The organism is Amycolatopsis melonis (assembly GCF_040064235.1).
In the GTDB taxonomy this organism is placed as follows: domain Bacteria; phylum Actinomycetota; class Actinomycetes; order Mycobacteriales; family Pseudonocardiaceae; genus Amycolatopsis; species Amycolatopsis melonis.
This window is the reverse complement of record NZ_JBDZYD010000017.1, coordinates 141,572-163,771: the sequence shown is the minus strand read 5'-3', so window position 1 is coordinate 163,771 and position 22,200 is coordinate 141,572. Positions and strand designations below refer to the sequence as shown.

The 22,200-nt window shown below is 71.1% G+C and carries 28 protein-coding genes; 11 read left to right on the top strand and 17 right to left on the bottom strand.

Annotated elements, in window-relative coordinates; all coding sequences use genetic code 11:
* Positions 1–78 precede the first annotated feature (78 nt).
* From ABJI51_RS38360 to ABJI51_RS38350, 3 genes are read right to left on the bottom strand one after another with little or no spacing between them, the layout of a single operon-like run.
* On the bottom strand, positions 79–1,059 hold the full coding sequence (locus ABJI51_RS38360) for a TolB family protein (RefSeq protein ID WP_348956062.1): 981 nt from the start codon (positions 1,057–1,059) through the stop codon (positions 79–81).
* Complete coding sequence (locus ABJI51_RS38355; RefSeq protein WP_348956061.1) at positions 1,056–2,297, bottom strand: MFS transporter; 1,242 nt, start codon at positions 2,295–2,297, stop codon at positions 1,056–1,058. The genes ABJI51_RS38360 and ABJI51_RS38355 overlap by 4 nt, the downstream gene beginning before the upstream one ends.
* Before the next feature lie 4 nt (positions 2,298–2,301).
* Entirely contained in the window at positions 2,302–3,174 is an 873-nt protein-coding gene (locus ABJI51_RS38350) for an alkaline phosphatase family protein (RefSeq protein ID WP_348956060.1), read from the bottom strand.
* 225 nt (positions 3,175–3,399) lie between these two features.
* Here ABJI51_RS38350 and ABJI51_RS38345 point away from each other — a divergent pair, with 225 nt between their 5' ends.
* Both ABJI51_RS38345 and ABJI51_RS38340 read left to right on the top strand, forming a co-directional pair.
* Positions 3,400–3,915, top strand: a complete 516-nt coding sequence (locus ABJI51_RS38345; protein ID WP_348956059.1) for a hypothetical protein — start codon at positions 3,400–3,402, stop codon at positions 3,913–3,915.
* 43 nt (positions 3,916–3,958) lie between these two features.
* On the top strand, positions 3,959–4,714 hold the full coding sequence (locus ABJI51_RS38340; protein WP_348956058.1) for an SIR2 family NAD-dependent protein deacylase: 756 nt from the start codon (positions 3,959–3,961) through the stop codon (positions 4,712–4,714).
* Positions 4,715–4,720: 6 nt separating this feature from the next.
* Here ABJI51_RS38340 and ABJI51_RS38335 read toward each other — a convergent pair whose 3' ends face one another.
* The gene (locus tag ABJI51_RS38335; RefSeq protein ID WP_348956057.1) at positions 4,721–5,536 is read right to left on the bottom strand and encodes a LysR family transcriptional regulator; all 816 of its coding nucleotides are present in this window, start codon (positions 5,534–5,536) and stop codon (positions 4,721–4,723) included.
* 108 nt (positions 5,537–5,644) lie between these two features.
* Here ABJI51_RS38335 and ABJI51_RS38330 point away from each other — a divergent pair, with 108 nt between their 5' ends.
* On the top strand, positions 5,645–6,103 hold the full coding sequence (locus ABJI51_RS38330) for a nuclear transport factor 2 family protein (RefSeq protein ID WP_348956056.1): 459 nt from the start codon (positions 5,645–5,647) through the stop codon (positions 6,101–6,103).
* An 80-nt stretch (positions 6,104–6,183) separates the two neighbouring features.
* Here ABJI51_RS38330 and ABJI51_RS38325 read toward each other — a convergent pair whose 3' ends face one another.
* On the bottom strand, positions 6,184–7,815 hold the full coding sequence (locus ABJI51_RS38325) for a serine/threonine-protein kinase (RefSeq protein ID WP_348956055.1): 1,632 nt from the start codon (positions 7,813–7,815) through the stop codon (positions 6,184–6,186).
* A gap of 31 nt (positions 7,816–7,846) precedes the next feature.
* Positions 7,847–8,818, bottom strand: a complete 972-nt coding sequence (locus ABJI51_RS38320; RefSeq protein WP_348956054.1) for an SDR family NAD(P)-dependent oxidoreductase — start codon at positions 8,816–8,818, stop codon at positions 7,847–7,849.
* Between the two features lie 103 nt (positions 8,819–8,921).
* On the opposite strand from ABJI51_RS38320, the gene ABJI51_RS38315 reads away from it, so the two are divergent.
* Positions 8,922–9,467: a DUF6069 family protein gene (locus ABJI51_RS38315; RefSeq protein WP_348956053.1), complete on the top strand. Its 546-nt coding sequence runs from the start codon at positions 8,922–8,924 to the stop codon at positions 9,465–9,467.
* Positions 9,464–9,886, top strand: coding sequence for a nitroreductase/quinone reductase family protein (locus tag ABJI51_RS38310; protein WP_348956052.1), 423 nt, complete (start codon positions 9,464–9,466; stop codon positions 9,884–9,886). Before ABJI51_RS38315 ends, ABJI51_RS38310 begins: the two co-directional genes overlap by 4 nt.
* Positions 9,887–9,893: 7 nt before the next feature.
* Here ABJI51_RS38310 and ABJI51_RS38305 read toward each other — a convergent pair whose 3' ends face one another.
* A complete protein-coding gene (locus tag ABJI51_RS38305; RefSeq protein WP_348956051.1) occupies positions 9,894–10,448 on the bottom strand; it encodes a dihydrofolate reductase family protein in 555 nt (184 codons plus the stop codon).
* A 90-nt stretch (positions 10,449–10,538) separates the two neighbouring features.
* Here ABJI51_RS38305 and ABJI51_RS38300 point away from each other — a divergent pair, with 90 nt between their 5' ends.
* Complete coding sequence (locus ABJI51_RS38300; protein ID WP_348956050.1) at positions 10,539–11,480, top strand: sigma-70 family RNA polymerase sigma factor; 942 nt, start codon at positions 10,539–10,541, stop codon at positions 11,478–11,480.
* Positions 11,481–11,544: 64 nt separating this feature from the next.
* Here the strand turns inward: ABJI51_RS38300 and ABJI51_RS38295 are convergent, their stop codons facing one another.
* Positions 11,545–13,821 (bottom strand): M4 family metallopeptidase, encoded by a 2,277-nt coding sequence (locus ABJI51_RS38295; protein ID WP_348956049.1) that lies wholly within the window; start codon positions 13,819–13,821, stop codon positions 11,545–11,547.
* Positions 13,822–14,128: 307 nt separating this feature from the next.
* Positions 14,129–14,644 carry a peptide-methionine (S)-S-oxide reductase MsrA gene (msrA, locus tag ABJI51_RS38290; protein ID WP_348956048.1) on the bottom strand — a complete coding sequence of 172 codons (516 nt, stop codon included), beginning with the start codon at positions 14,642–14,644 and terminating at the stop codon, positions 14,129–14,131.
* 160 nt (positions 14,645–14,804) lie between these two features.
* Between msrA and ABJI51_RS38285 the strand changes: the two genes are divergently transcribed.
* The gene (locus ABJI51_RS38285; protein WP_348956047.1) at positions 14,805–15,185 is read left to right on the top strand and encodes an STAS domain-containing protein; all 381 of its coding nucleotides are present in this window, start codon (positions 14,805–14,807) and stop codon (positions 15,183–15,185) included.
* A 4-nt stretch (positions 15,186–15,189) separates the two neighbouring features.
* Here the strand turns inward: ABJI51_RS38285 and ABJI51_RS38280 are convergent, their stop codons facing one another.
* Positions 15,190–15,495 carry a hypothetical protein gene (locus tag ABJI51_RS38280; RefSeq protein ID WP_348956046.1) on the bottom strand — a complete coding sequence of 102 codons (306 nt, stop codon included), beginning with the start codon at positions 15,493–15,495 and terminating at the stop codon, positions 15,190–15,192.
* 62 nt (positions 15,496–15,557) lie between these two features.
* Here ABJI51_RS38280 and ABJI51_RS38275 point away from each other — a divergent pair, with 62 nt between their 5' ends.
* From ABJI51_RS38275 to ABJI51_RS38265, 3 genes are all read left to right on the top strand, one after another.
* Positions 15,558–15,914: a cell division protein CrgA gene (locus ABJI51_RS38275; protein ID WP_348956045.1), complete on the top strand. Its 357-nt coding sequence runs from the start codon at positions 15,558–15,560 to the stop codon at positions 15,912–15,914.
* A gap of 71 nt (positions 15,915–15,985) precedes the next feature.
* Positions 15,986–16,879, top strand: coding sequence for a hypothetical protein (locus ABJI51_RS38270; protein ID WP_348956044.1), 894 nt, complete (start codon positions 15,986–15,988; stop codon positions 16,877–16,879).
* A gap of 81 nt (positions 16,880–16,960) precedes the next feature.
* Positions 16,961–17,386: a L,D-transpeptidase gene (locus tag ABJI51_RS38265; RefSeq protein ID WP_431605703.1), complete on the top strand. Its 426-nt coding sequence runs from the start codon at positions 16,961–16,963 to the stop codon at positions 17,384–17,386.
* On the opposite strand, the gene ABJI51_RS38260 is transcribed toward ABJI51_RS38265, so the two are convergent.
* Both ABJI51_RS38260 and ABJI51_RS38255 read right to left on the bottom strand, forming a co-directional pair.
* The gene (locus ABJI51_RS38260) at positions 17,341–17,727 is read right to left on the bottom strand and encodes a hypothetical protein (RefSeq protein ID WP_348956042.1); all 387 of its coding nucleotides are present in this window, start codon (positions 17,725–17,727) and stop codon (positions 17,341–17,343) included. The genes ABJI51_RS38265 and ABJI51_RS38260 overlap by 46 nt on opposite strands.
* A gap of 56 nt (positions 17,728–17,783) precedes the next feature.
* Positions 17,784–18,224: a hypothetical protein gene (locus ABJI51_RS38255; protein WP_348956041.1), complete on the bottom strand. Its 441-nt coding sequence runs from the start codon at positions 18,222–18,224 to the stop codon at positions 17,784–17,786.
* Between the two features lie 101 nt (positions 18,225–18,325).
* On the opposite strand from ABJI51_RS38255, the gene ABJI51_RS38250 reads away from it, so the two are divergent.
* Positions 18,326–19,687, top strand: a complete 1,362-nt coding sequence (locus ABJI51_RS38250) for an NAD-dependent succinate-semialdehyde dehydrogenase (RefSeq protein WP_348956040.1) — start codon at positions 18,326–18,328, stop codon at positions 19,685–19,687.
* Between the two features lie 347 nt (positions 19,688–20,034).
* Here the strand turns inward: ABJI51_RS38250 and ABJI51_RS38245 are convergent, their stop codons facing one another.
* The 5 genes from ABJI51_RS38245 to ABJI51_RS38225 form a co-directional block, all read right to left on the bottom strand.
* Positions 20,035–20,286, bottom strand: a complete 252-nt coding sequence (locus ABJI51_RS38245; protein ID WP_348956039.1) for an AMED_5909 family protein — start codon at positions 20,284–20,286, stop codon at positions 20,035–20,037.
* Complete coding sequence (locus ABJI51_RS38240; RefSeq protein WP_348956038.1) at positions 20,267–20,533, bottom strand: hypothetical protein; 267 nt, start codon at positions 20,531–20,533, stop codon at positions 20,267–20,269. Before ABJI51_RS38240 ends, ABJI51_RS38245 begins: the two co-directional genes overlap by 20 nt.
* A 246-nt stretch (positions 20,534–20,779) precedes the next feature.
* On the bottom strand, positions 20,780–21,226 hold the full coding sequence (locus ABJI51_RS38235; protein ID WP_348956037.1) for a hypothetical protein: 447 nt from the start codon (positions 21,224–21,226) through the stop codon (positions 20,780–20,782).
* Positions 21,227–21,262: 36 nt separating this feature from the next.
* The gene (locus ABJI51_RS38230; RefSeq protein WP_348956036.1) at positions 21,263–21,535 is read right to left on the bottom strand and encodes a hypothetical protein; all 273 of its coding nucleotides are present in this window, start codon (positions 21,533–21,535) and stop codon (positions 21,263–21,265) included.
* 103 nt (positions 21,536–21,638) lie between these two features.
* On the bottom strand, positions 21,639–22,196 hold the full coding sequence (locus ABJI51_RS38225) for a flavoprotein (RefSeq protein WP_348956035.1): 558 nt from the start codon (positions 22,194–22,196) through the stop codon (positions 21,639–21,641).
* Positions 22,197–22,200 lie beyond the last annotated feature (4 nt).

Genomic DNA, 22,200 nt, shown 5'->3' with positions numbered 1-22,200 from the left:
TCCGGATCGGCGACCGGAACCCCGTGCTGCCGTCGCGGACGACGGCGGTCGGTGTGGCGATCGGCGCCGTTGCCGCGGTCACGGCCCCAGCGCCGCCGGGGACTCCGCTTCCGGGATGAGCAGGCGCGGCGTGCCCGAGCCGTCCGACGGCACCGACCAGACGTCCGCGTGGCCCGGGCCGCGGGGCACGCCGTAGCCGATCGTGTGCTCATCCAGCCAGGCGGGCTGGTCGTCGACGCTGCGGGTCTCCGCCAGCGGCGTCACCGTCGAACTCGCCACGTCCAGCACCGAAAGCCGCCAGCCGTGGGCCGGGTTGCCGTCCACCGCGGACTTGAACGCCACCCGCGTGCCGTCCGGGGACACCGAGGGGCACTCGACGTTCTCGCGCAGCGTGCGGATCGTGTGCGCGGCGAAGTCGCCGGTGACCAGGTAGCGGTGCCCGGCCGTCGACATCGTCGCGTAGAAGTGGCGGTCGTCGCGGGTGAACGTGACGCCCCAGAAGTTGAGGTCCGCCGCCTGGTACGGCTTCCCGTCGAGCGTCACCGCGTAGTCCTCCAGCGTGCCGGCCAGGTCGCCGGTCGCCGTGTCGAGGATGCCCGCGCGGGTGGAGAACATGCCGCCGTTGTACGAATCGCCCGTCACGAACACCGTCCACGCCAGCATCCGGCCGCTCGCCGACACCCGGGCCCGGTTCGGCAGCCCGACCAGCGGGATCTCCCGCGTCACCGCGAGTCCCGCGTCGAGCACCGCCAGCTGGTACGTCGTCAGGTCGCCGTCCTGGCGCAGGCAGAGGCCGGTGCCGCCGGCGGCGTACACCCGCGCGCACGACAGCGGCGACACCGTCCGCGGGCCGCCGGGATCGGCCGTGGACACCGTCGCCACGTGCCCGCGGTCGGCGTCGGCGGTGCTGCGGAACAGCAGCCGCGGACCGGGGGAGAGGCTCACCGCGCCGGTCGCGGTGACGTCGTGGCTGCGCGCGCTCGCGAACCCGACGTACGCGATCGCCGCCCCGGCCAGCACGAGGACCCCGGCGATGGCGACGAGGATGCGTGCCTTCACGCCGCCGCCCGCTTCGGGGAGAGGACCACGAACGTCACGGCGACCGCGGCCAGCGCCGCTCCCGCCGCGACCACGATCGCCCGGTCCGGGCCCCAGAACTGCCACGCGAGTCCGAAGAGGACGGACGAGGTGAAGTACGCGAGCGCCTGCGCGGTCTGGACCATCGAGATTCCCGTGGTGCGCAACGACTCCGGAAGCAGCGGACCGGCCAGCGCCATCAGCACGCCGTCGGTCGCCGCGTAGAACGCGCCGTACAGCGCCAGCGCGAGCGCGAACAACGGCCAGCCGGACACCGGCCCGGCCAACAGCAGGTAGACCACGGCCAGTGCGCCGTAGCCGCCCAGCACCACCGGCAGCCGCCCGACGCGGTCGGCCAGCGCACCCAGCGGCGCCGCGAGCAGCAGGTAGGAGAGGTTCGTGCCGACCGCCAGCAGCGGGAACCAGCCGGTGGCGATGTCCTCCTTGTGCTGCAGCAGCAGGTACACGAACCCGTCGCCGACCGTGGCCAGCCCGAGCACGCACGCCGCGGCGAGCAGCCGCCGTACCCCGCGACCACGCAGCAGGGCCGCTGCCGCCCGCGGTGACACCGGGTTCGCCGGCCGCGGCGTGCGGCGGTCACGGACGAACAGCACCAGCAGCAGGACACCGATTGCCGCAATGCAGAAGCTGACGACGAACACGGCGTCGAAGGCCGCGGGATCGGTGGCGCCGACCGCGGCGAGGACGGCGAGTGCGACCAGCGGCCCGGCGAACGCGCCGGCGCTGTCCATCGCGCGGTGCACGCCGAACGCCCGCCCGAGCAGCGGCTCGGGTGCCGACAGCGTGATCAGCGCGTCGCGCGGCGCCGTCCGCAGGCCCTTGCCGGTGCGGTCGGCGGTGATCACCGCGCCGATCGCGGCCGCCGACGACCCGGCCGCGAGCAGGCCGAGCTTGGCGACGGCGGAGAGCGCGTAACCCGCGCCTGCCACGATCTTCCGCCGCCGGACCCGGTCGGCGACGTACCCGCCGACGATCCGCAGCAACGCCGTCGCGCCGGTGTACAGGCCGTCGACCAGGCCGTACGCCGCCGGGCTCAGGTGCAGGCCGAGGACCAGGTACACCGGCAGGATCGCGGTGACCATCTCCGAGGAGACGTCGGTGACCAGGCTGACCGTCCCGAGCGCGAAGACGTTCGCGCCGACCGCCGAGAGCCTCCCTTTCCCGGTGTGCTCCCGGCGGCCGATGGTGGACAGGTACACGCGGCTACTGCCAGATGTCGAGGATCGGCGACTTGCTCGCGGCGTTGCCGATGCCGGGCAGGCCGTGGGACGCCTCGATCGTGCGCAGGACGGTGTAGTGGTTGATCGACTCGCTGTAGCTGCCCACCTTGACGTGCGCGCCGGTGAACGTGGTGAAGATCTGGTTGACCGACGTGCCGCTGTCCTCGTCGAAGGTGACGATCAGCAGGCTGTTGTGCGTCTTCGCCCACTGCGCGTAGGCGTCGAGCTTGTTTTTCAGCCAGGTGTCACCGGTGCCGATGCTGCAATCATGCATGTCAGAACACATGTCGGGCGTGACGAAGGCGACGGACGGCAGCTGCGTGAAGTCGGTCGGGAACTTCGAGAACCGAAGGTTGCTCGCGGCCGGGACGTTCGAGAAGTCGACCCAGCTGTTGTGCTTGCGCCGGTAGGTGCCGCTGGAGCAGCCGGTGTAGCCGTCCGACGGCATGGCTTCGGAGTAGCCGGTGAACGTCTTGCCCGCGTCGATCAGCTGGCGGCCGAGGTTGGGCTTGCTGCCCAGGTTCGCCGGGCAGCTGTCGTCGGTGACGCCCTGCGTCCCGCCGGAGAAGAGGGCGACGTAGTTGGGCTGGCTCGGGTGGGTGATCGCGAAGGAGTTCGTGAACTTCGCGCTCTGCGAGGCGAGAGTGTTGAAGTAGGGCGCGCTGGAACTGCCGTTGATCGAGGAGTACTTCTTGTTCTCGAACATCACCAGGACGATGTGGTCGAACGCCGGCACGGTGGCCGCGGCAGGCTGGATCGCCGCCGTTTCCTCCGAACCGGTGACGACGGCCGTGGTGACCACACCGGCGGTGACCAGGGTGGCGGCGAAGGCGGCGAAGATCCGCTTGCGGATCATGGGTCCTCCAGCGTGGACGGGGTGGGGGTGCCTCATGATGCCCACCGCGGGGGACCGGTTCGTGCCGGAGCGTGGTCCGGCACGTGAACACCAGGAAACCTCCGGCGGACAACGGGAAGACTGCGTTGGTGACTTTCCGTTGTCAACCCCCATTGGTAGGTGTCCACAGTGGGCGGTCAGCGTTTTCCCAGGTTCTTCCCAGGATCGGGGTCCAGACTCGGTCCCATGCACCGGAAAGCAGGGACCGTTGACCGGGACGCCGCGCACCGGCTCGACCTGGCGGGGCACCGGCGCCGCAACGGCGTCGTCCCGTGGATCGCCTACCACGGCGAGGACGGCCGCGCCCGGCTACTGGCGGCGGCCGAGGCGGCGGGCCTGCCGGTCGCGGCCGAGCTGCGCGTGGCCCGGTGGCGGGTCCCGGCGGTCGTCGCGGACCCGCTCGGCCACCCGGCCCTGCTGACGCTGTCCCCGCACCTCGTCCTCGACGGCCTGCAGCTCGCCGCGCACGCGGTCGGCGCGCGGGAGGCCGTGGTCCGCCTGCCCGCGGACGACCGGGCGCTGCCGAGCGTGGCGGCCGCGCTGACCGAGCGGGCCGACCGGGTGCCGGTGCGCGTGCGCCCGGACGAGGTGACGGCGGCGCTGGTGTGCGACACGGGCACCCTGGCCCAGCTGGCGCTGGCGGTCCTGCTGGGCCCGCACCACTACCGCGCGGCGCGGACGGACTTCGTCGCCGCCGGATAATCCGGTCGTGTCGCCGGGGCGGCACGCTTTACCCTCCGTGACCATGGACGCGCACCTCATCGACCGGATCCGCGGGGCACGCCGGGTCGCCGTGCTGACCGGCGCGGGCATCTCCACCGCCTCGGGCATTCCCGACTACCGCGGCCCCGAAGGGGTCTGGACCCGTACGCCGAGTGCGATGAACGCCTTCACCCTCAAGAACTTCCGGGCCGACCCGGGTGTGCGCCGCGAGTTCTGGCGCACCTACGCCGGGCACGCCGCCTGGCGCGCCGAGCCGAACGCGGCCCACCGCGCACTGGCGGACCTCGACGGCGCCGGGGTCGCCGTGCGGGTGCTCACCCAGAACGTCGACGGGCTGCACCAGCGGGCAGGCCTGGCCGCGCGCAAGGTCCTCGAACTGCACGGCACCATGCACACCACGCGCTGCACCGGATGCCGCCAGCGGTTCCCGACACCGGAGGTGCTGGCGAGAGTCCAGGCGGGCGACGACGATCCGGCGTGCGAGCGGTGCGGCGGGATCCTGAAGCTCGACGTCGTCCTCTTCGGACAGACGCTGGACGGCGAAGTCCTCGGCCACGCACGGAACATCGCGGCGGCGAGCGGATTGTTCGTCGCGATCGGCAGTTCGCTGCAGGTGGAACCGGCGGCGTCGCTGTGCAGCGTGGCGGTGCAGGCCGGAGCCACGCTGGTGATCGTCAACCGCGACCCGACGCCGTACGACGACGACGCGGATTTCGTGCTGCGGCAGGACATCGAGGCCGTGGTGCCGCAGTTGTGCGCCGCGATCCGGGGGTCGTGACCCGGCCTACAGGTCCGCCAGCAGCTCTACGGCGGCGTCGTTGAAGGCGTGGACCCGCGCGGTCGCCGAGCCGTCGCGCCAGAGCAGGCCCCACTGCAGCGGCGGCGCGTCGTGGAGGTGCACGTAGGCGACGTCGGGGCGCACGGAGTAGCGCCGGACGTGGGCGCCGACCGGGAAGACGCCCCGGCCGGCGCCCACGAGCGTGAGCATCTCCTGGAGCGTGCCCGCCTCGGGCAGTGGCAGCACCGTCGTCTCCGCGAGGTCTTCGACCGACACGGCGTCCCGTGCGGCGAAGGGATGGCCGACCGGTACGGCGAGGAACCGGGCCTCAGACACCAGCACCGGTCCGCCGACGATGCCCGGCTCGTCCACCGGGACCATGGCCAGGGCCACGTCGACCGTGCCGTCGCGCAGCCACGGCATCAGCTCGCCGAGCTGTGCCTCGCGGATGCGGACCTCGCAGTCCGGGTGACGCCTGCCGAACAGCTCGGCGATGCCCATGAGCAGCTGGCCGCCCGCCGCGCCGGTGAAGCACGCCTGCAGCGTGCCGGTGACGCCACGGCCGGCGTCGATCGCCCTGGTCAGCGCGGCGGTCACGGCCTGCCAGGCGGGGCGGAGGTCGTCGTGGAGCTGGCGGCCCAGCGCGGTCAGCTCGACCCGGCGGCTGGTGCGGTCGAACAGTGGTGCCCCGACCCGCCGCTCCAGCTTCGCGATGATCTGGCTGACCCGCGCGCCGGACAGGTGCAGCCGCTCGGCGCTGCGGCCGAAGTGCAGTTCCTCGGCCAGCGTGAGGAACGTTTCGACCTCGTGGCGCTCCAGCACCCCGTCCTCCGATCGGTAAGCCCGGCTTAAGGATCATGTCGTGCTTCGCCATTGTTCCCGCCTCCTCGCTGCCGGAGGGTTGGGGGGACCGACCGAAGGGGAAAAGGAATGAACGTCAAGGAGTTGTCGGACCGCGCGGAGATCGTCGACGCGTTGTACCGCTTCGGCGCCGGCCAGGACTTCAAGGACCGGACGCTGTTCGCGTCCGCGTTCGCCGAGGACGCCGAGCTGGACTTCCGGCCTGCCGCGGCGAAGTGGGGCGCCCGGCCGCCCCTGATGGCCGGCCGCGACACGATCGTCACCACGATTCTCGGCGGATTCGAAGGCCGGGTGGACACCACCCACCAGGTGACCAATCCACGGATCACCCTCGACGGTGACCGTGCCCGGCTCACGGCGCTGGTCGAGGCCCAGCACCTGCTGACCGCCGACCACGCAACGTTCGCGCTGCTGAAGAACCACTACGACGTCGACCTCGCCCGCGACGGCGAGCGCTGGGTGGTGCGCCGGATGCGGATCGAAAACGCCTGGTTCACCGGCGAGCCAGCCCGGATCTTCGCGGCCTGAGGCAATCCGGGACGGCCGGTTATTGCTTCGAGTCCGGATTCCGGAAAGGGGATAAGCGGTGGACCCGGGTGCCGGAGGTCTCAGTCGTGACCGGGGTTCTTGCCCTTCCCCTTGGCGGGCGGCTCCGCCTTCCCGGTTTTCGGCGGTTTCCCGGGCGGCTCGACGGGCCCGGCGGAGTCGTCGCGGGAGACGGTGGCGGGAGAGACCGAACCCGCCCCGGCCGGGCTGGGCCCCTGCCCGGCGAGAGTGCCGGTCCGGGCCGGTGTGGTGGCGGTGGGCGGGAGGGAGGTGGGGGCGGGCGAGTGGGTCGCGGGAGGCTGGGCCGGAGTGCTGGTGGTGCCGTCGAGATCGCGTTCGGCGAGGACGGTGGCCGAGACGGCGGCCACGGCCGCGGCGGCCAGCCCGGCGGCGGCCGCCAGCCGCCGATGCCGCCGGGCTGCCCCGGGAGCGAGCCCGTCGGCTGCGGCCAGGCGCCGGGCGATCCCGGTTGCGGGCGCGTCGGCTGCGGCCACTCGCTGGGTGGCCTCGGAATCGAGCGCATCGGCCGCCGCCACTGCCCCGGCAGCCAGCCCGTCGGCCGAACCGCGGCCGTCACCGATGGCCGCCGCACCTTCCGCCCAACCGCGCGAACCGGTGTCCGACTGCGGCGCAACCGCGTCCGAACGAGCGTTCCCCGCAGACCCCGCCAAACCGGCTTCCGCGGCCCCAGCCGTCCCACTGCGCCGCCACAGCTTCCGGCGTTCCCTCATCGCCCACGGCAACGTAGGCGGCGGGGCGAACAGCAACCTCCGCACTTCCTCCGCCGTCGGCCGGTCCGCCGGGCTGCGTTGCGTCATGCGGCGCAGTGCATACGCCAGCGATCGCGGCACGTCCTCCGGAATCCGGGGCGCCCTCGTCAGGCGGGCCATCGCCGCTTCGACCATGGTGCCCGGGTACTCGCGTTGGCCCGTCAGGCATTCCAGCAGGATCAGGCCGAGCGCGTACACGTCCGCCGGTGGGCCTGCCGGTTCGCCGCAGACCTGCTCCGGGGCGAGGTACGCCGCCGTGCCCGGGACCACTCCCGTGCCCGTGATGTGGGTGGCGTCCAGGGCGTGGGCGATGCCGAAGTCGCCGATCAGCGGACCCTCCGCGGACAGGAACACGTTGGCGGGCTTGAGGTCTCGGTGCACCACCCGCCTCGCGTGCACGTGGGCCAGCGCCTCGGCCAGCCCGTCGGCCAGTGCCGTCACCTCCGCCGCCGGCATCGGGCCCGACAGCAGGCGCTCCGCCAGGTTTTCACCCTCGACCAGCTGCATCACCAGGAACGTGCGGCCGTTCTCGCTGCCGCTGTCGAGCAGCGCGACCACGCCCGGGTGGCTGATGCTGCCCTGGATCGTCATCTCGCGCAGCCTGCGGCGCTGGTCGAGCGCCACCGCGTCGCGGTCGTAGATCTTGACGGCGACCTCGCGCGACAGCCGCACGTCGTAGGCGCGGTACACGCGGGCCGTGCCGCCGGTGCCGATCAGCCTGCCGATCTCGTAGCGGCCGCCCAGCAGGCCGGGCGGCCGCTCGTCGTCGAGGGCCCGGCGCGGGCTCACGGAGAACTCGCCGAGCGCGTAACGGGCGCACGTGACGTCCTCGTCACTCGTCGTCGGCTGCCCCGGTCTCCCGGCTTCGTCGGCCACGGGCGGCTGGTACCCCGATCCCGCGGGCGGCAAACGTCGGAAGATCACGCCGGAAGTATCGCGGGAAACGCCGTCCGCGTCACACCCGGGCGGCGTCGAACGCGTCCACGCCGGTGAGCTGCGCCGACAACGTCCACAGGCGCTCGGCCTGCTCACGGTCGACGGCGTAGTGGCGGACACCCGACGGCGCGAGGCCCTCGGCATCCGCTGGCGCCAGCTCGGCGACGTCGCAGTCCTCCAGGTACAGCCCGCCCATCCCGGCCAGTTGCGGCGACGTCGCGGCCCACACCGTGGTCGCGGCGCCCTGCTCCGGCGTCTTGAACTGCATCAGCGGATTCCCGGCCTCGTCGATCCAGCCCCGCTCGATCTTCTCCTCCAGCGGGATGTGCCGCTGCAACGGCGTCAGGATGCTGCCCGGGTGCAGCGCGAACGCCCGGACACCCCGGGCGGCACCCAGCTCGTCGAGCCGGACGGCGAACAGCACGTTGGCCGTCTTCGCCTGCCCGTAGGCCTGCCACTTCTCGTAACCCCGGGTGAAGTGGACGTCGTCCCAGCGGATCGGCGAGTAGTGGTGGCCGCGCGAGGACACCGAGACCACGCGCGCGCCGTCGGCGATCGCCGGCCACAGGCGGTTGACCAGGGCGAAGTGGCCGAGGTGGTTGGTCGCGAACTGGGCTTCCCAGCCCGGGCCGACGCGGGTCTCGGGGCAGGCCATGACGGCCGCGTTGGCGATGAGGAGGTCGATCCGCCGTCCGGAGGCGGTGAACCGCTCGGCGAAGGCGCGGACGCTGTCCAGGTCGGCCAGGTCCAGCTCCTCGACCTCGACGTTCCCGAGTCCGGCCAGCGCCTCCTCGGCGCTCGCGCGGCGGCGGGCCGGGACGACGACGTGCGCGCCCGCCCCGGCGAGCGCGCGGGTGGTCTCCAGGCCGAGCCCGGAGTACCCGCCGGTGACGACGGCGAGCTTGCCGGTGAGGTCGATGCCCGCGACGGCTTCGGCGGCGGTGGTGCCGGCGCCGAAACCCGAACCGATCTTGTGCTGTGCGGTGGTCATGCCCCGACGGTAGGAGCTGGAGTGCACTCCAGCGCAAATCGCGGCCGGGGCCGAAACGGGGGACAATCGGCGGGAGAGGCCCAGCCGACCCAGGAAGGCTCCGATGTCCGACTTCTACGGGAACCAGCCCCCGGACGTCCGCCCGGGGATCGACGCACGCCGTCTGTGGGCGGGCGGTGTGGCCACAGCGGTCGTCGCGGCCCTGCTCGCGGTGGTCGGGCTGCTGATCGCGCGCGGGATCTTCGAGGTCGAAGTGCTCGCCCCAAAAGGCGAAGGCGTCTGGGGGAACGCGAGCACCACGACGTACGCACTGGTCGCCGCCGCGGTGGCCCTGCTCGCCACCGGGCTGATGCACCTGCTGAGCGTGGCGACACCCGCGCCGTCGCAGTTCTTCGGCTGGATCATGGTGCTGGTGACGCTGATCGCCGTGGTGCTGCCGCTGACGCTGACCGTCGCGCCGAGCGCGAAGATCGCGACGGCCGTGATCAACCTGGTGATCGGCCTGGTCATCGCGGCGGTGGTGAACAGCATGGCGGCCAGCGCCCGGACCCTGCACCGGCGCCGCTCCCAGCAGAGCGCCGCCGCGCCGCCGCCGACTCGGCAGCAGTGGACCCGGCAGGACCCGCCGACCCGCTACTACGACCAGTGACCGTGGACGTCCAGGCGACGAACCGGCGCGTGATCGAGCAGTTCCGCGCGGGTGGCGAGGTCGACGGCATGCACCGGGAGCGGCTGGTCCTGCTCACCACCACCGGCCGCCGGACGGGCGAGCCGCGCACCGTCCCGATGATGGCTCACCGGGACGGCGACCGGCTGCTGGTGGTGGCGTCGAACGTGGGTGCGCCGCGGCACCCGGACTGGTACCTCAACCTCGTCGACGACCCCCGCGTGACCGTCGAGGCCGACGGCCGGACGTTCACCGCGGAGGCGTTGCCCCTGCTCGGCGCGGACTACGTGCGCACGTGGACGGAGCTGGAAAAGCACTACCCCTTCCTGGCCGACCACCGCGCGAAGGCCAAGCAGGCCAACCGGGTGATCCCCGTCGTCGAACTGTCCGAAGAGGACTGACCACGGCTCAGCGGGCGGTCCGGTAGCGCAGCAGCGCCGCCGGTCCCCGCTGCGCGGCCGAAACGAGTTCGAACTCGGCCGCGCCGGTGAACCACCGGCGGCCTGCCCCGGCCACGGACGGGAAGACGAGCAGCCGGACCTCGTCCACGAGCCGCTGCTCCAGCAGCGTGTGCACGACGCCGACACTGCCGATGACGACGACGTCGCGCTCTTCGCGCAGGCGCCGCACCTCCTCGGTGAGGTCCCCGTCCAGCAGCGTGGAATTGGTCCACGCGCCGACGTCGGTCAGGGTGCGCGAGGCGACCAGCTTCGCCGCGGCGTTCATCCGGTCGGCGAACTCGCCGGTGCGGGACGGCCACAGCTTCGCGAAGAGCTCCCAGGTACGCCGTCCCAGCAGCAGGACACCCGTGTCCAGTGCCGCGCCGAGCTCGAACTTGTCCCCGGAGACGGCGTCGCGGCCGTACCGGAACGCCCAGCCGCCCGCCGCGGTGCCGTCCGACCCGTCCGGGTCGTCGACGACCCCGTCGAGGGTGCTGAACGTGACGACGATGACGTTGTTCATGGTGGATCCTTCCGGTGTTTCGATGCGGTCGGGAGTACATACCGGGGTGCCGCGCGAAACTCATCGCGTCCGGCGGGCACAATTTCCGCCGTGGACGCGAACACGGAGTGGGAGCCGTACCGGCGCGAGCTGGTGGTGTACTGCTACCGGATGCTGGGCTCGATCCACGAAGCCGAGGACCTGACGCAGGAGACGTTCCTGCGAGCCTGGAAGGCACGGGACCGCTACGACGAACGCCGCGCCTCGGTGCGCACCTGGCTCTACCGGATCGCCACGAACGCGTGCCTGACCGCGCTGGAAGGCCGGGCGCGGCGCCCGCTGCCGTCGGGGCTGGGCACCGCGAGCGACGACCCGGACGCCCCGCTCGTCCCGGACTTCGAGGTGCCATGGCTGCAGCCGCTGCCCGGCCGCTACCTGCGTCCCGACGACGGCGACCCGCAGGCCCGCGCGACCGGGCGGGCCGGGGTGCGGCTCGCCTTCGTCGCCGCGACGCAGCTGCTCCCGCCGCGCCAGCGGGCGGTGCTGGTGCTGCGGGACGTCCTGCAGTTCAGCGCGGCCGAGGTCGCCGGCCAGCTGGACACGACGACGGCGGCGGTGAACAGCTCACTGCAGCGGGCGCGCGCGGCCCTCGCGACGGCGTCGCCGCGCGAGGAGGACCTGCGCGAGCCGTCGGCGGGGGACGTGGTCGAGCGCTACGTCCGGGCGTTCGAAGCGGCCGACGTCGCCACGCTCGTCACGCTCCTCACCGACGACGCGGTGCTGGAGATGCCGCCGGTGCCGCTGTGGTACCGCGGGCGCGTCGACTACGGCCGGTTCATGCAGCGCGTGTTCACGCTGCGGCCGGGCATGTGGCGCGCGCTGCCCACGACGGCGAACGGCCAGCCCGCGCTGGCCGCGTACTGCCCGGACGGCGCGGGACACCGGCTGCACACCCTGCAGATCTTCACCGTCACCGACGCCGGGATCGCACACAACGTGGTTTTCCAGGACCCGGCAGTGTTCGCCGCGTTCGAGCTGGCACCGTCGCTTTAGGACTGTCGGCACGCGAAACGGGGAGACCGGATTTCCCGGCCTCCCCGTCTCAGCTCCTAGGACGTCAGCTCAGGGTGACAGCCACGTCGTCGATGACGAACGAGGTCTGCAGCGAGCTGTCCTCGGTGCCGGTGAACTTCAGCGCGAGCGTGCCGCCGGCCGCCGACGAGACGTCGATGGTCTTGAGCACGTAGCCGGACGCCTTGTTCAGGTTGGAGTAGCTGCCCAGCGTCGTGCTGCCGTTGGTGACGGTCAGCTTGTCGTAGGCGGTGGAGGTGGTGGTCTCCGCGGTGTCGATGTGCAGGTAGAACGTCAGGCTGGCGTGGCAGCCCGCCGGGATGCTCACCGACTGCGCGACCGACTCGGTGTGGGTGGAGCCGTAGCCGTCGAGCCAGGCCGCGTACGTGCCGCCGTGCGCCGCCTCACCCTGCGAGCCCCACTGGCCGATGGTGCCGGTGTCGCCGGTCCAGCTGCCGCTGCCGGATTCGAAGCCGCCGTTGACGATCTTCTGGCCGGAGCAGCCGCCGGTGGTGCCGACCGTCCAGGTGAACGACGCCGAGCCGGACTTGCCTGCCGAGTCCGTCGCCGTCACGGTGACGTTCGAGGTGCCCGCGGTGGTCGCGGTGCCCGAGATCGTGCCCGTGGACGAGCTGATCGACAGGCCGGCGGGCAGGCCGGTCGCCGACCACGTGTACGGCGCGGTGCCGCCGCTGGCCGACAGCGGCAGGTTCACCGAAGCGCCGGTCGTGGTCGACTGGTTGCCCGGGTTGGACACGGTGACCGTGCCGGTCGCCGAGCACGTCGGGTCGGCCGACTGGGCGGGCACGCTGATCGCGTCCCACGCCGCCTTGACCGTGTTGAACTCGGTGCAGCTGCCCGGGAACAGGTTCTTCGCCGCGGTCAGCGTCCAGGTGCGGTACTTCAGGTACGAGGCGCTCGAGGTCTTGAGCAGCATCGCGTTGTAGAAGATCTTCACCGCGTTCTGCACACCGATGCCGGTGATGGTGCTGCTGTTGCACGTGGAGCTCGTCGGCTGCCCGTTGGTCGGGTTGGTGCCTTCGGCCAGCAGGTAGAACCAGTGGTTGCCCGGGCCGGCCGCGGAGTGCACCTCGGTGTTCGGGATCGAGCTGTCGTAGCAGTTCTTGTCGCCGAGGGCCGACGGGTTGTACATGTTGCGGATCGGGCCGCTGCCGACCAGGTTGATCGTCTCGCCGACGAGGAAGTCCGGCGTGTCGCCGCCCGACGGCTCGTTGGCGAACCACTCGGTCGAGGCGCCGAAGACGTCCGCGACGAACTCCTGCGTGCCGTTGCCGGAGATGCCGCCGGGGGTGTGGTCGTCGATGCCGTGGCCGAGCTCGTGCGCGACGACGTCCAGCGAGCTGATCCACTGGCCGTTGGTGTTCTTGCCGATCTGGACCTGGCTGCCGTCGTAGTAGGCGTTCTGGTCGTTCAGGCCGACACGGATCGGCCAGCCGCCGCCGTTGCCGTCGAAGCCGTTGCGGCCCAGCCACTGCGTGAGCATCTTCTTCTCGGTCTGCGCGGCGAACAGGGCGTCGACGCAGCCGGTCTCGCGGCTGGTGGCGTTTCCGTTGCCCCACAGGTCGTCCGGCCCGCTGAACGTGGTGTTGTTCGCCGCGTCCTGGCAGCTGACGTTGGTGAGGTTCGGGTCCTTCAGCGAGTACGTGCTGCCGGACTGCGTGGTGTCGAGGTGCACCGGGTTCGGCCGGTTGTACGCGCTGGTGCCGTCCCCGTGCATGACGTGTTCCTGGGTGCGGAGCACCTTGCCGGTGGCGGCGTCGACGACGACGTCGAGCTTGCTCGGCCCTTCGGCGTCGCGGCCGATCACGGTGCTCTTCCAGGCCAGCACCGGCTTGCCGAGGGCGAAGACGACCTGCTGGGCGGGGCTGACGCTGTCCACCGAGGACAGCTGCTGCCGCGCGGTCGCCTCGGCGGCGGCCTTCGAGACCGACGGCGTCAGCGAAGCGAGGTCGATCGTCTGGTCCTGCGCGACGGAGGTGCCGAGCACCTGGCCGGTCGAATTGGTCGCGACCACGAAGTCGCCGCCGACCACGGGCAGGCCCTTGTAGCTGCGCTCGTAGGGGATGTACTTCAGCCCGTTGGACGCGGAAATCGCCTTCTGGGCCAGGAAAACGTCGTCGTTGCCGGCGTGCAGCGCGGCGGGCCTGCTCGCCACGAGACCGGCCGCCGCGGAGACGGCCAGGGTCTGGGCGTCGGGGACGGCGTTCGGGGTCGCGGGCTGGGCTTGCGCCGGCGTGGTCGCGCACACCGCGGCGATCAGCGCGCCGCTCGCGGCCAAGACGAAGGGACGTCTCAGGTGCATCGAAGGATCTCCTCCGGGCAGGGCGAACCGGCCCGGTGACATGGCCGGGCCGAGAACGGGGACGACGGGGAAATGGTGCGGCTTAGCGGAAAACAGCATCCGGTGCCGAAGGCGCGTGAACAAGCGACGAACGTACGGTCTTATCTACATGTCACGATACTTCCCAAACAGGACATTCGACGCTATTGGGATCAGTCCACTGAGGACCCGGGCCGGTTCACCGCCGTTCGGCCGATCTTGATTGCGTCCGAGACGACGAAGGCCCCTTCGCCGGGAATCGGCGAAGGGGCCTTCGGTGGGTTACCGCTCAGGCGGTCTTCTCGCGCTTCGGCAGCTTCCAGCCGGGGCGCACGAAGTGGCAGGTGTACCCGTTCGGGATGCGCTGCAGGTAGTCCTGGTGCTCCGGCTCGGCCTCCCAGAAGTCGCCGGCGGGGCTGACCTCGGTGACGACCTTGCCCGGCCACAGCCCGGACGCGTCGACGTCGGCGATCGTGTCCTCGGCGACCCGCTTCTGCTCCTCGTCGGTGTAGAAGATCGCCGACCGGTAGCTGGTGCCGATGTCGTTGCCCTGGCGGTTCTTCGTCGTCGGGTCGTGCACCTGGAAGAAGAACTCGAGCAGGTCACGGAACGTGGTCTGTGCCGGGTCGTAGATCACCTCGATGGCCTCGGCGTGCGTGCCGTGGTTGCGGTAGGTCGCGTTGGGCACGTCACCACCGCTGTACCCGACCCGGGTCGAGACGACCCCGGGCTGGCGGCGGAACAGCTCCTGCATCCCCCAGAAGCAGCCGCCGGCCAGGACGGCCCTTTCGGTTGACGTGGTCACGGCGTCACTCCTTCTTCTCGTGCGGTGCTACCGCCTGTACAACTCCCGCCGGTCACCGATGATTCCACGAGGTCATTACGGAAGCCTGACGCGTTCGGCCGTCGATTCCGCGACCGGGGCGTGCGACCATGGCCGGGGACGGGCTTCCTCGGGAGGCACGATGCGCGACGACGACGTCGCCTCGGAACCGGCCGGCGGCGTGCTGGTCGTCGAGATGCTCGCCGAGGCGGGCATCACAACCCTGCTGCGCTGGGCGACGGTGTTCGAGACGGCCGTCTGCGAACTACCGGGGCCGCGCCTGCTCGTGATCGACGTCCGACTGCTGGACGGCCTCTCCGAGGGCGGGGTCCGCGGCCTGCTCGAGACGTTCGAGCGCTTCCGCCGCCACGGCATCCCGGGGTGCCTGGTCGCCCCGCCCGGCTCGGGCGCCGAGCGCGTGGTGCGCCGCACCGCCCTCGGCGACCGCGTACCGGTCTTCCCCGACCGGCTGACGACGTTCGCCGCCTACCAGCCGCTGGAGGTCCGCTACCTGCCCTGCTGAGCGGTCACTCGCCGCGCAGCGAGCGGCGGATCTCGGCCAGCCGGTCCTTGGCGGCCTGGTCCCGGTCGGCGATCTGCTTGTCGAGCGCCTCGGCGGTGTGCTCGGTGCCCAGGCCCGCGACGTCCACTGAGCCGAGGGAGGTGGTGTACCGGTTCTCGATCTTGTCGCGGACGAAGTCGAAGCTGGGCACCCCGCCTTCGCTGTAGTCGGGCTCCGGGAGCGGCGGCGAGGGCACCGCCAGGGAAGCCGTGGCCGGGTCGTCGACGATCTCGCCGTCCACGACGTTCGGGTCGTCGTCGCGTTCACTCATCTGCCGACCATAGCGCGGCCGCGGCCGGTAACGGGCTGATCCGCCGCGGCGACTCCCGGACCGTGAAACCGTCGGAGTGGATCGGCCTCCTCGTGTCGATCGTCAGCATGATCGCGGGAATCGTGGGTGCCTGGGCCGCCGTCGCCCAGTTGCGGCACGCCCGCGGACCGGGTCGGCGCCCCGCCGCGACGGGGAGCCGTCAGGTACCTCCCGTCGCGGCGCGGGGGTCACGGGCCGGAGCGGTGGCCGGCGGGACGGGCCTGATCGTGCTCGGGCTCGGCTGGGTCGGGATCTGGTACGTGACGGAGGGCAACTGGCCGCTGGTGGACTGGGGCAACTGGAACCTGCCGATCGCCCTGGTGGAAATCCTTGCGGGGGTGGCATTGCTGACCACACGCCGCCGGGCGGGCAGTGGGTAATTCGGCCGTGGGCTCCGGCTCCGCGATGGGGAATTCTCGATCCGCACAGCCGGTGTCCGGAGGGAGCAAAGATGAGTGCCGGAGCCTACCGCGCCGAAACGGCGGAGATGGGGGCGGCCGTCCACGCGGTCGAAGACGTCGGGGCGTCGTTCCTGTCGGTGACGCGCGACCTGGAGAGCCTGGTGCTGGACGCCCTCGCGTTCGCCGGCATCGGCAGCGGGGTCGCCGCCGCGAACGCGGCACTGCACTCGTCGCTGGGCAGTGCGCTGCTGAAGTTCCTCCGGCTGATCACTGCCGTGCACCAGAACGTCCGGGCCGCCGCCGACGGCTACCGGGCCGCGGATGCCGACGTCGCGACGGCCTACGGCGGCGGAGGTGGCGGAGGCGCGGCTGCCGCGGCGCCGCGGCAGCTGGACGCGCGCGTCGTCGACTCGATCATGCGGTCCGAAGGCGCGTCCGGTGAGCAGGGCGGCGTGCCCGAGGCCTACGGCTTCCGGCAGAACATGCACAACGGGTACGACCGGATCATCGCCGCGCGCGAGCAGTACGGCCTCGGCAGCGCCGAGGAACGGGCGGTCGTCGCGGACCTGATGACCGCGAACGCGCGGCGGGCGGGCGCGCTGAACTTCACCGACCCCGGCACGCAGGCCGCCATCATGTCCGGTGCCCACATGCGCGGGGCAGGCGGCGTCCGCGCCATCCTCAACCACATGGCGGGCGAAGACATCGTGCGCAGCTCGCGCACGCTGAGCGAGTCGACGATCGAGTACGTCCGCGGCCTCACGCCGGAGCAGTTCCAGCAGGAGTTCCGCGACGCCCGCGTCGAATACGACCGGCAGATCTACGGCGGGACGACCACCACACAGGGTGGCCACACGCAGAACTGGTGGGACCGCTACGGAACCGGCCTGACCCGGCGCTACGACCGGGAGCTGACGGAGTTCCTGCGGCTGTCCCAGGAGTGATCGCCGGTTCGGACGCCGCCGGAGTGGGCACCCTACGTCGTGTAGCCGAACGAAAACGGGAGGCACACGATGAACCGGAGGATGATCGCACTTCTGGGCGGGGTCGCCGCGATGGCGGGGACCGTGGCGTTCGCGGGAACGGCCGAAGCGGCGTCGACGCCGTGCAGTGCCGAAGCGAAGGCCTGCGTCCAGCGCAGTTCGAATACCGCGTGGCTGACCGACGGCGCGGGCACCGTCACCTACGGCGGCGTCCCGATCACCGTGGGGCTGCCGAAGTACCCGACCCCGCTCGGGAAGTTCCACGTGCAGTACAAGGACATCGACCACTACAGCAAGCAGTACAACGGGCCGATGCCGTACTCGGTGTTCTTCACCACCACCGGGGTCGCCTTCCACGAAGGCAGCCTGAAGGCCAGGTCCCACGGGTGCGTGCACCTTTCGCACAGCGCCGCGGTGAAGTTCTACAACACCCTGAAGCCGGGTGACGTCGTCGAGGTCGTGCCCTGATCCGTCCGGTGTGGACGGTCGAGGAGCGCGCCGGTGACGGCGCCGAACACCAGGTGGTCCAGCAGCTGCGGGACCAAGGGGAGCGCGCGCACGGCCGGATAGGCGCGGGTCGCGAGTCCCAGGTCCAGCGCGGCGATCACCAGGCCGGCGGCCGCGCCGCCACCGGCACCGAGCCGGTGGCGGCGCTCGGCTGCGGCCAGAACGCCGGTCCAGAACCCGGAAACCAGAACATGGGCGAGCACTCCGGCGGCGACGCCGGGCCGCTCGCGCCGTCCGGGAAGCAAGGTGCCCGCGGCGCGGGTCGCGGCCAGGACGTCACGGCCGGTGATCAATGCATGCACGGTCGACGGTATACCGCTGACCACGGCCGCGACGGCCCCCGCCCGAACTGCCGTCTTCACGTCGCGGCGAGGTAGGCCGCCACCCGGATCCGCAGGCCACGGACGTGGGGGAGCGCGATCGTGAACGCTCGCGCCGGCCGGTAGCCGGGCCACGGATCGACGTGTATACACGGCCCGGCGAAGTACACGAAGCCGTCTTCTTCGTCGTAGCGGCCGGGTGACCAGCGTGTCGCGTCGCCCGCGTGGGGATCGCCGCAGGCGGCCCGGGCGAGCCAGTAGGCGTCGTGCTTCATGACGCGCGCGAGCTGACGGCCGAACTGCGGCAGCTCGGCTTCCGGCAGCCCGAGGCCGCGGCCGCTCCACACCCGCGGGGTCCGTTCCGACGGGCGCGCGGGGCAGCCGAAGGTGACCGCTCCCGCGGTGAATCGCCTGGTCCAGCGTCCGTTTCCGGGGGCAGGGGCGGCGAAATCGGGTCCGCCGGCGAGTTCCAGCGTCATGGGGAAACGATAGTCGATCAAGAGGCCGGCGGTACCGCCGCGCGGGTGCCGATCATCGCCGACATAGTGTATACAGTATCCAGTAGTCAGAGGAGGTCGCGATGTATACGGTCACCAATCCGGCGACGGGCGAGCTGGTCGAGAAGGTCCCGAACGCGACCGACGAGGAGGTCCGCGCGGCAATCGAGCGTGTACATCGCGGGTTCGGGACGTGGCGACGCCGTCCGTTGGCGGAGCGGGCCGCGACGGTGCTGCGGGCGGCGGAGCTGTTCGCCGAGCGCGCCGACGAGCTGGCGGCGATCATGACGCTGGAGATGGGCAAGCGGATCAACGAGGGCCGAGGTGAAGTCGGCGTCGTGGCGGACATCTTCCGCTACTACGCAGAGCACGGCCCCCGGTTGCTGGCCGACGAACCCCTCCCGATCCGCGGCGGCCAGGCGGTGCTGACGAAGGAGCCGATCGGCGCGCTGCTGGGCGTGATGCCGTGGAACTTCCCGTGCTACCAGGTGGCCCGTTTCGTGGCGCCGAACCTGGTGCTGGGCAACACGATCCTCCTGAAGCACGCATCGATCTGCCCCCGCTCGGCGACGGCGATCGAGCAGACCCTCCACGACGCCGGAGTGCCCGCAGATGCGTACGTGAACGTGTTCGCGTCGAGCCGCCAGGTGCCATGGATGCTGGCGGATCCGCGCCTGGCGGGCGTCTCCCTGACGGGCAGCGAGCAGGCCGGAACGGCAGTCGCGGCCGAAGCCGGCCGAAACCTGAAGAGATGCGTCCTGGAACTGGGCGGCGCCGACCCGCTGATCGTGCTGGACACCGAGAACCTGGAAGAGACGGTCAAGACAGCGGCAACGGCCCGCATGCGCAACTGCGGCCAGTCGTGCAACGCCCCGAAGCGCATGATCGTGCTGGGCGAGTGGTATGAGGAGTTCGTCGACAGGCTGGCCAAGCGCGTAACGGAGTACTACATCCCAGGCGACCCCTCGGACCCGGCGACAACGCTACCCCCACTGGCCTCGACGGCGGCGGCGGACGAAGTGACAGCCCAGATCGAAACGGCCATCCGCGAAGGGGCAACGCTGCGCGCGGGAGGCCACCGCCTCCCGGGACCGGGGGCATACGTGGAGGCAACGGTCCTGACGGATGTGACGCCGGGGATGGCGGCGTACCACGAGGAGATCTTCGGCCCGGTGGCCCTCGTTTTCCGTGCGGAAACGGAGGAGGAGGCAATCGCCTTGGCGAATGACACTCCGTTCGGCCTGGGAGCGAGCGTGTTCTCAGCGGACCGAGAGCGCGCGGTCCGCGTGGCGCGGCAGGTCGAGGCGGGCATGGTGTATTTGAACAAGTCGGGAGGCTCGGAGGCGGACCTGCCGTTCGGAGGCATCAAGCGGTCGGGGTTGGGTCGGGAGCTGGGACCGCTGGGTATCGAGGAGTTCATGAACAAGAAGCCCATCCGCCTCTGACCTTTTTGCTGCTCTTGACCCGGCAGGCCGTCTCGGAATCCTGGGCCGTCTGCCGCGGCTGGCAGGACTTGAATACGCGGTTGGTCGCCGTCCGAGCACGGCTCGACGGAGGTCAGCGGCAGCATCCCGAGGCAGGGACTGCACTGGATCTGGCCGGGGGAAGAGTTTGGCGAATCGTTTGCAAGAGGCGCAGAGCGTGGACAGCGCAGGAGCGGCGAGGTCGGTAGCCAGGCGCCGCTTCTGCGCATTACGGGCCACACGCACCCACAACAGGAAGGGCTTCATCGCCACACGTCATTGCGTGCTTTTTCGCTTCTACCGCTGACTTTTCGGTCGTCTACATGCGACTACTCAGCGGGCGCCCCTTCCGCCTGAAGTTCCGCCGAGATCTCACCCGCCTTCCGCTCCTCGTATCCGGCCCAGTACAACGCCTCGTGGTGATGACCCCGGTCGACGTCCGCGACGGCCTTGTACAGCCGCGCGTTGCCGAGCCGGAACGCCAGCCACACCGACGGGTTCGCGTCGTTCGGCGGCCGGCGGTCCATCACGACCTCGTGCGCGTCCCACAGCGTCTTCGGCTCACCCTTGCGCACGGTCATGCCTCCCCGTGCGGGCTTCCAGCAGCGCCGCCAAGTCCTCGGCGTGATCGCGGAGCTGGCGCAGGAACACCGCGCAGCCCGTCCACGCGGTCTGGTCCTCCGGCGGCACCAGCGTCACCACGCACAGCCCACCAGCCAGCACCAGAACCGGCGGATGCGACCCGCCCGTCCCGGTCTCCTCCACCGTCACCTCGGTACTCGCGCCGACTGTCCAGCGCAGCCCCAGCCCGTCCCACGTTGCCGTCATGCCGTTCCCATTCCCGGGCCAGGTCGGCGAACCCCTCGGCCGCCGACTCCAGCGCCGCCACACACCACCACGGCAACCCCCGCACCTGCGCCAGCTCGCGCCACGCCCGCGACACCCGCCGCGCAGCATTCGCCGTGTTCGTCGCACTCACCGGCGACAGGACCGCACGGCTGTGCTCCCACGCGGCCATGTAGTCCCGATACGCCTGCTCCCACGCCTCGACCCGCTCGCGGAAGCCCATGCCTGTCACGCCGCCTTCACCGTCTCACTGGCCCCACCGGACCGAGACGCCTTGCTCGCAGGCTGCTTGAACCCGGTCGCACGGAACACGTAGGACTGGTACTTGAACTCACCCTGCCCAGCCACGCGCGGTTCGGTTGTGAGGCCGTCCAGCTCGATCGGCCGCATCCCGGGCAGCGCCTCTGAGGTGGTCGGCACGGGCTGCACGTCGGCGAGAAGGGTGATCTCGAACGAGGCTCGCTTCGCCCGCGTCTCGGCCGGGTCGGTGACCATGACCTTCCACTGCCGCTTCCCGGTCACCTCATCGACCCGCTGCCGCACCGGACGATTTCCGGCCCGGTCCTCACGCGACTGGTACTTGTTGTCCGGCGACACCTCACCCACCATCACCAGGCCCTGCGTGAACGCGTCGTCGAAGTCGATGCTGAAGCGGTGTCCCTTATCGATAGCCATGCTCAATTCCCTTTGCTCGTATGGGTTTCTTCGCGCTCAGTCGCGCTCGTCCGACCACTGGTCGCCGAGAGGAGAGGAGTAGGTGCGCGTGCGGTTCTGCGTCTCGCACCACTCGCCGAACTCGTTCGCGGCAACGGCGAGGCTCCGCGCAAAGCGCGCGGTGTCCATCAGGCCGCCGATCCGAGCCGGTACCTGGATCATGATCGCGGTTTCATCGCCCCCGGCCACCAGTTGGCGGACTCCCGGGGAAGGTGACACGACGGCAGCGCCGTATCCGACGAGGGGCTGAATCACCACGTGAATGCCCATGTGCTCTCCCGATGTCTCGGCTTCCGCGCGTCCGATTGGGCGCGCTGGGACCAGGAGACACCCGGGTGGGAGAGATCACCCGGACAAACTGTCCGGGTGGGTTCTAGCGGTCGGCCGGAACGGCCTTCTCGATCGCATCCAGCATGGCTAACCAGGGCAGATCCCGGCCAGGAGCGGACCGCGGTTCGTGCAGCGGCCAGACGTCGTCACCGTAGAGCAGGTCCACGCCGACGCGCCGCAGGTTCTCGATGTGCATGGTCCAGAACGGCTGACGCGCGTGGGCCGCGTTGACGCGCGGGAACACGATCACCGGCAGGTTCAGTGTCCCGATCGCCTCGTTGACCTGCGTCAACGCCTGATTGTCGGCGATGCCGAGGGACATCTTCGCCACGAAGTTCGCCGAGGCCGGCGCTACCAGGTAGCAGCTCGGGGCCGGGTGTGGGCTCTTCTGCGACGGTGAGCGGGGCTCGACCCGCACCGGGTAACCGGTGGCCTGCTCGATCTCGTCGAGCTGCCCGGCCTCGGCCAGCCAGCGGCCGGCGGTGGGTGTCAGGGTGACCGTGACTGTCCAGCCTGCTTCCTGGGCAGGCTTGATCAGGCGCGGGAGCAGGTCTTCGACCCCGCCGGCTCCGGAGGCGACCAGCCCGAGAACTCGCGACATGGGG

Excerpts from the sequence above, each read along its gene's own strand:
- ABJI51_RS38230 (WP_348956036.1), bottom strand. The coding sequence starts at position 21,535 with ATGGGCATTCACGTGGTGATTCAGCCCCTCGTCGGATACGGCGCTGCC.
- ABJI51_RS38330 (WP_348956056.1), top strand. The coding sequence starts at position 5,645 with ATGAACGTCAAGGAGTTGTCGGACCGCGCGGAGATCGTCGACGCGTTG.
- ABJI51_RS38240 (WP_348956038.1), bottom strand. The coding sequence starts at position 20,533 with ATGACGGCAACGTGGGACGGGCTGGGGCTGCGCTGGACAGTCGGCGCG.
- ABJI51_RS38285 (WP_348956047.1), top strand. The coding sequence starts at position 14,805 with ATGCGCGACGACGACGTCGCCTCGGAACCGGCCGGCGGCGTGCTGGTC.
- ABJI51_RS38265 (WP_431605703.1), top strand. The coding sequence starts at position 16,961 with ATGATCGCACTTCTGGGCGGGGTCGCCGCGATGGCGGGGACCGTGGCG.
- ABJI51_RS38295 (WP_348956049.1), bottom strand. The coding sequence starts at position 13,821 with ATGCACCTGAGACGTCCCTTCGTCTTGGCCGCGAGCGGCGCGCTGATC.
- ABJI51_RS38255 (WP_348956041.1), bottom strand. The coding sequence starts at position 18,224 with ATGACGCTGGAACTCGCCGGCGGACCCGATTTCGCCGCCCCTGCCCCC.
- ABJI51_RS38350 (WP_348956060.1), bottom strand. The coding sequence starts at position 3,174 with ATGATCCGCAAGCGGATCTTCGCCGCCTTCGCCGCCACCCTGGTCACC.
- ABJI51_RS38345 (WP_348956059.1), top strand. The coding sequence starts at position 3,400 with ATGCACCGGAAAGCAGGGACCGTTGACCGGGACGCCGCGCACCGGCTC.
- ABJI51_RS38340 (WP_348956058.1), top strand. The coding sequence starts at position 3,959 with ATGGACGCGCACCTCATCGACCGGATCCGCGGGGCACGCCGGGTCGCC.
- ABJI51_RS38250 (WP_348956040.1), top strand. The coding sequence starts at position 18,326 with ATGTATACGGTCACCAATCCGGCGACGGGCGAGCTGGTCGAGAAGGTC.
- ABJI51_RS38235 (WP_348956037.1), bottom strand. The coding sequence starts at position 21,226 with ATGGCTATCGATAAGGGACACCGCTTCAGCATCGACTTCGACGACGCG.
- ABJI51_RS38280 (WP_348956046.1), bottom strand. The coding sequence starts at position 15,495 with ATGAGTGAACGCGACGACGACCCGAACGTCGTGGACGGCGAGATCGTC.
- ABJI51_RS38270 (WP_348956044.1), top strand. The coding sequence starts at position 15,986 with ATGAGTGCCGGAGCCTACCGCGCCGAAACGGCGGAGATGGGGGCGGCC.
- ABJI51_RS38320 (WP_348956054.1), bottom strand. The coding sequence starts at position 8,818 with ATGACCACCGCACAGCACAAGATCGGTTCGGGTTTCGGCGCCGGCACC.
- ABJI51_RS38225 (WP_348956035.1), bottom strand. The coding sequence starts at position 22,196 with ATGTCGCGAGTTCTCGGGCTGGTCGCCTCCGGAGCCGGCGGGGTCGAA.
- ABJI51_RS38305 (WP_348956051.1), bottom strand. The coding sequence starts at position 10,448 with ATGAACAACGTCATCGTCGTCACGTTCAGCACCCTCGACGGGGTCGTC.
- ABJI51_RS38245 (WP_348956039.1), bottom strand. The coding sequence starts at position 20,286 with ATGACCGTGCGCAAGGGTGAGCCGAAGACGCTGTGGGACGCGCACGAG.
- ABJI51_RS38315 (WP_348956053.1), top strand. The coding sequence starts at position 8,922 with ATGTCCGACTTCTACGGGAACCAGCCCCCGGACGTCCGCCCGGGGATC.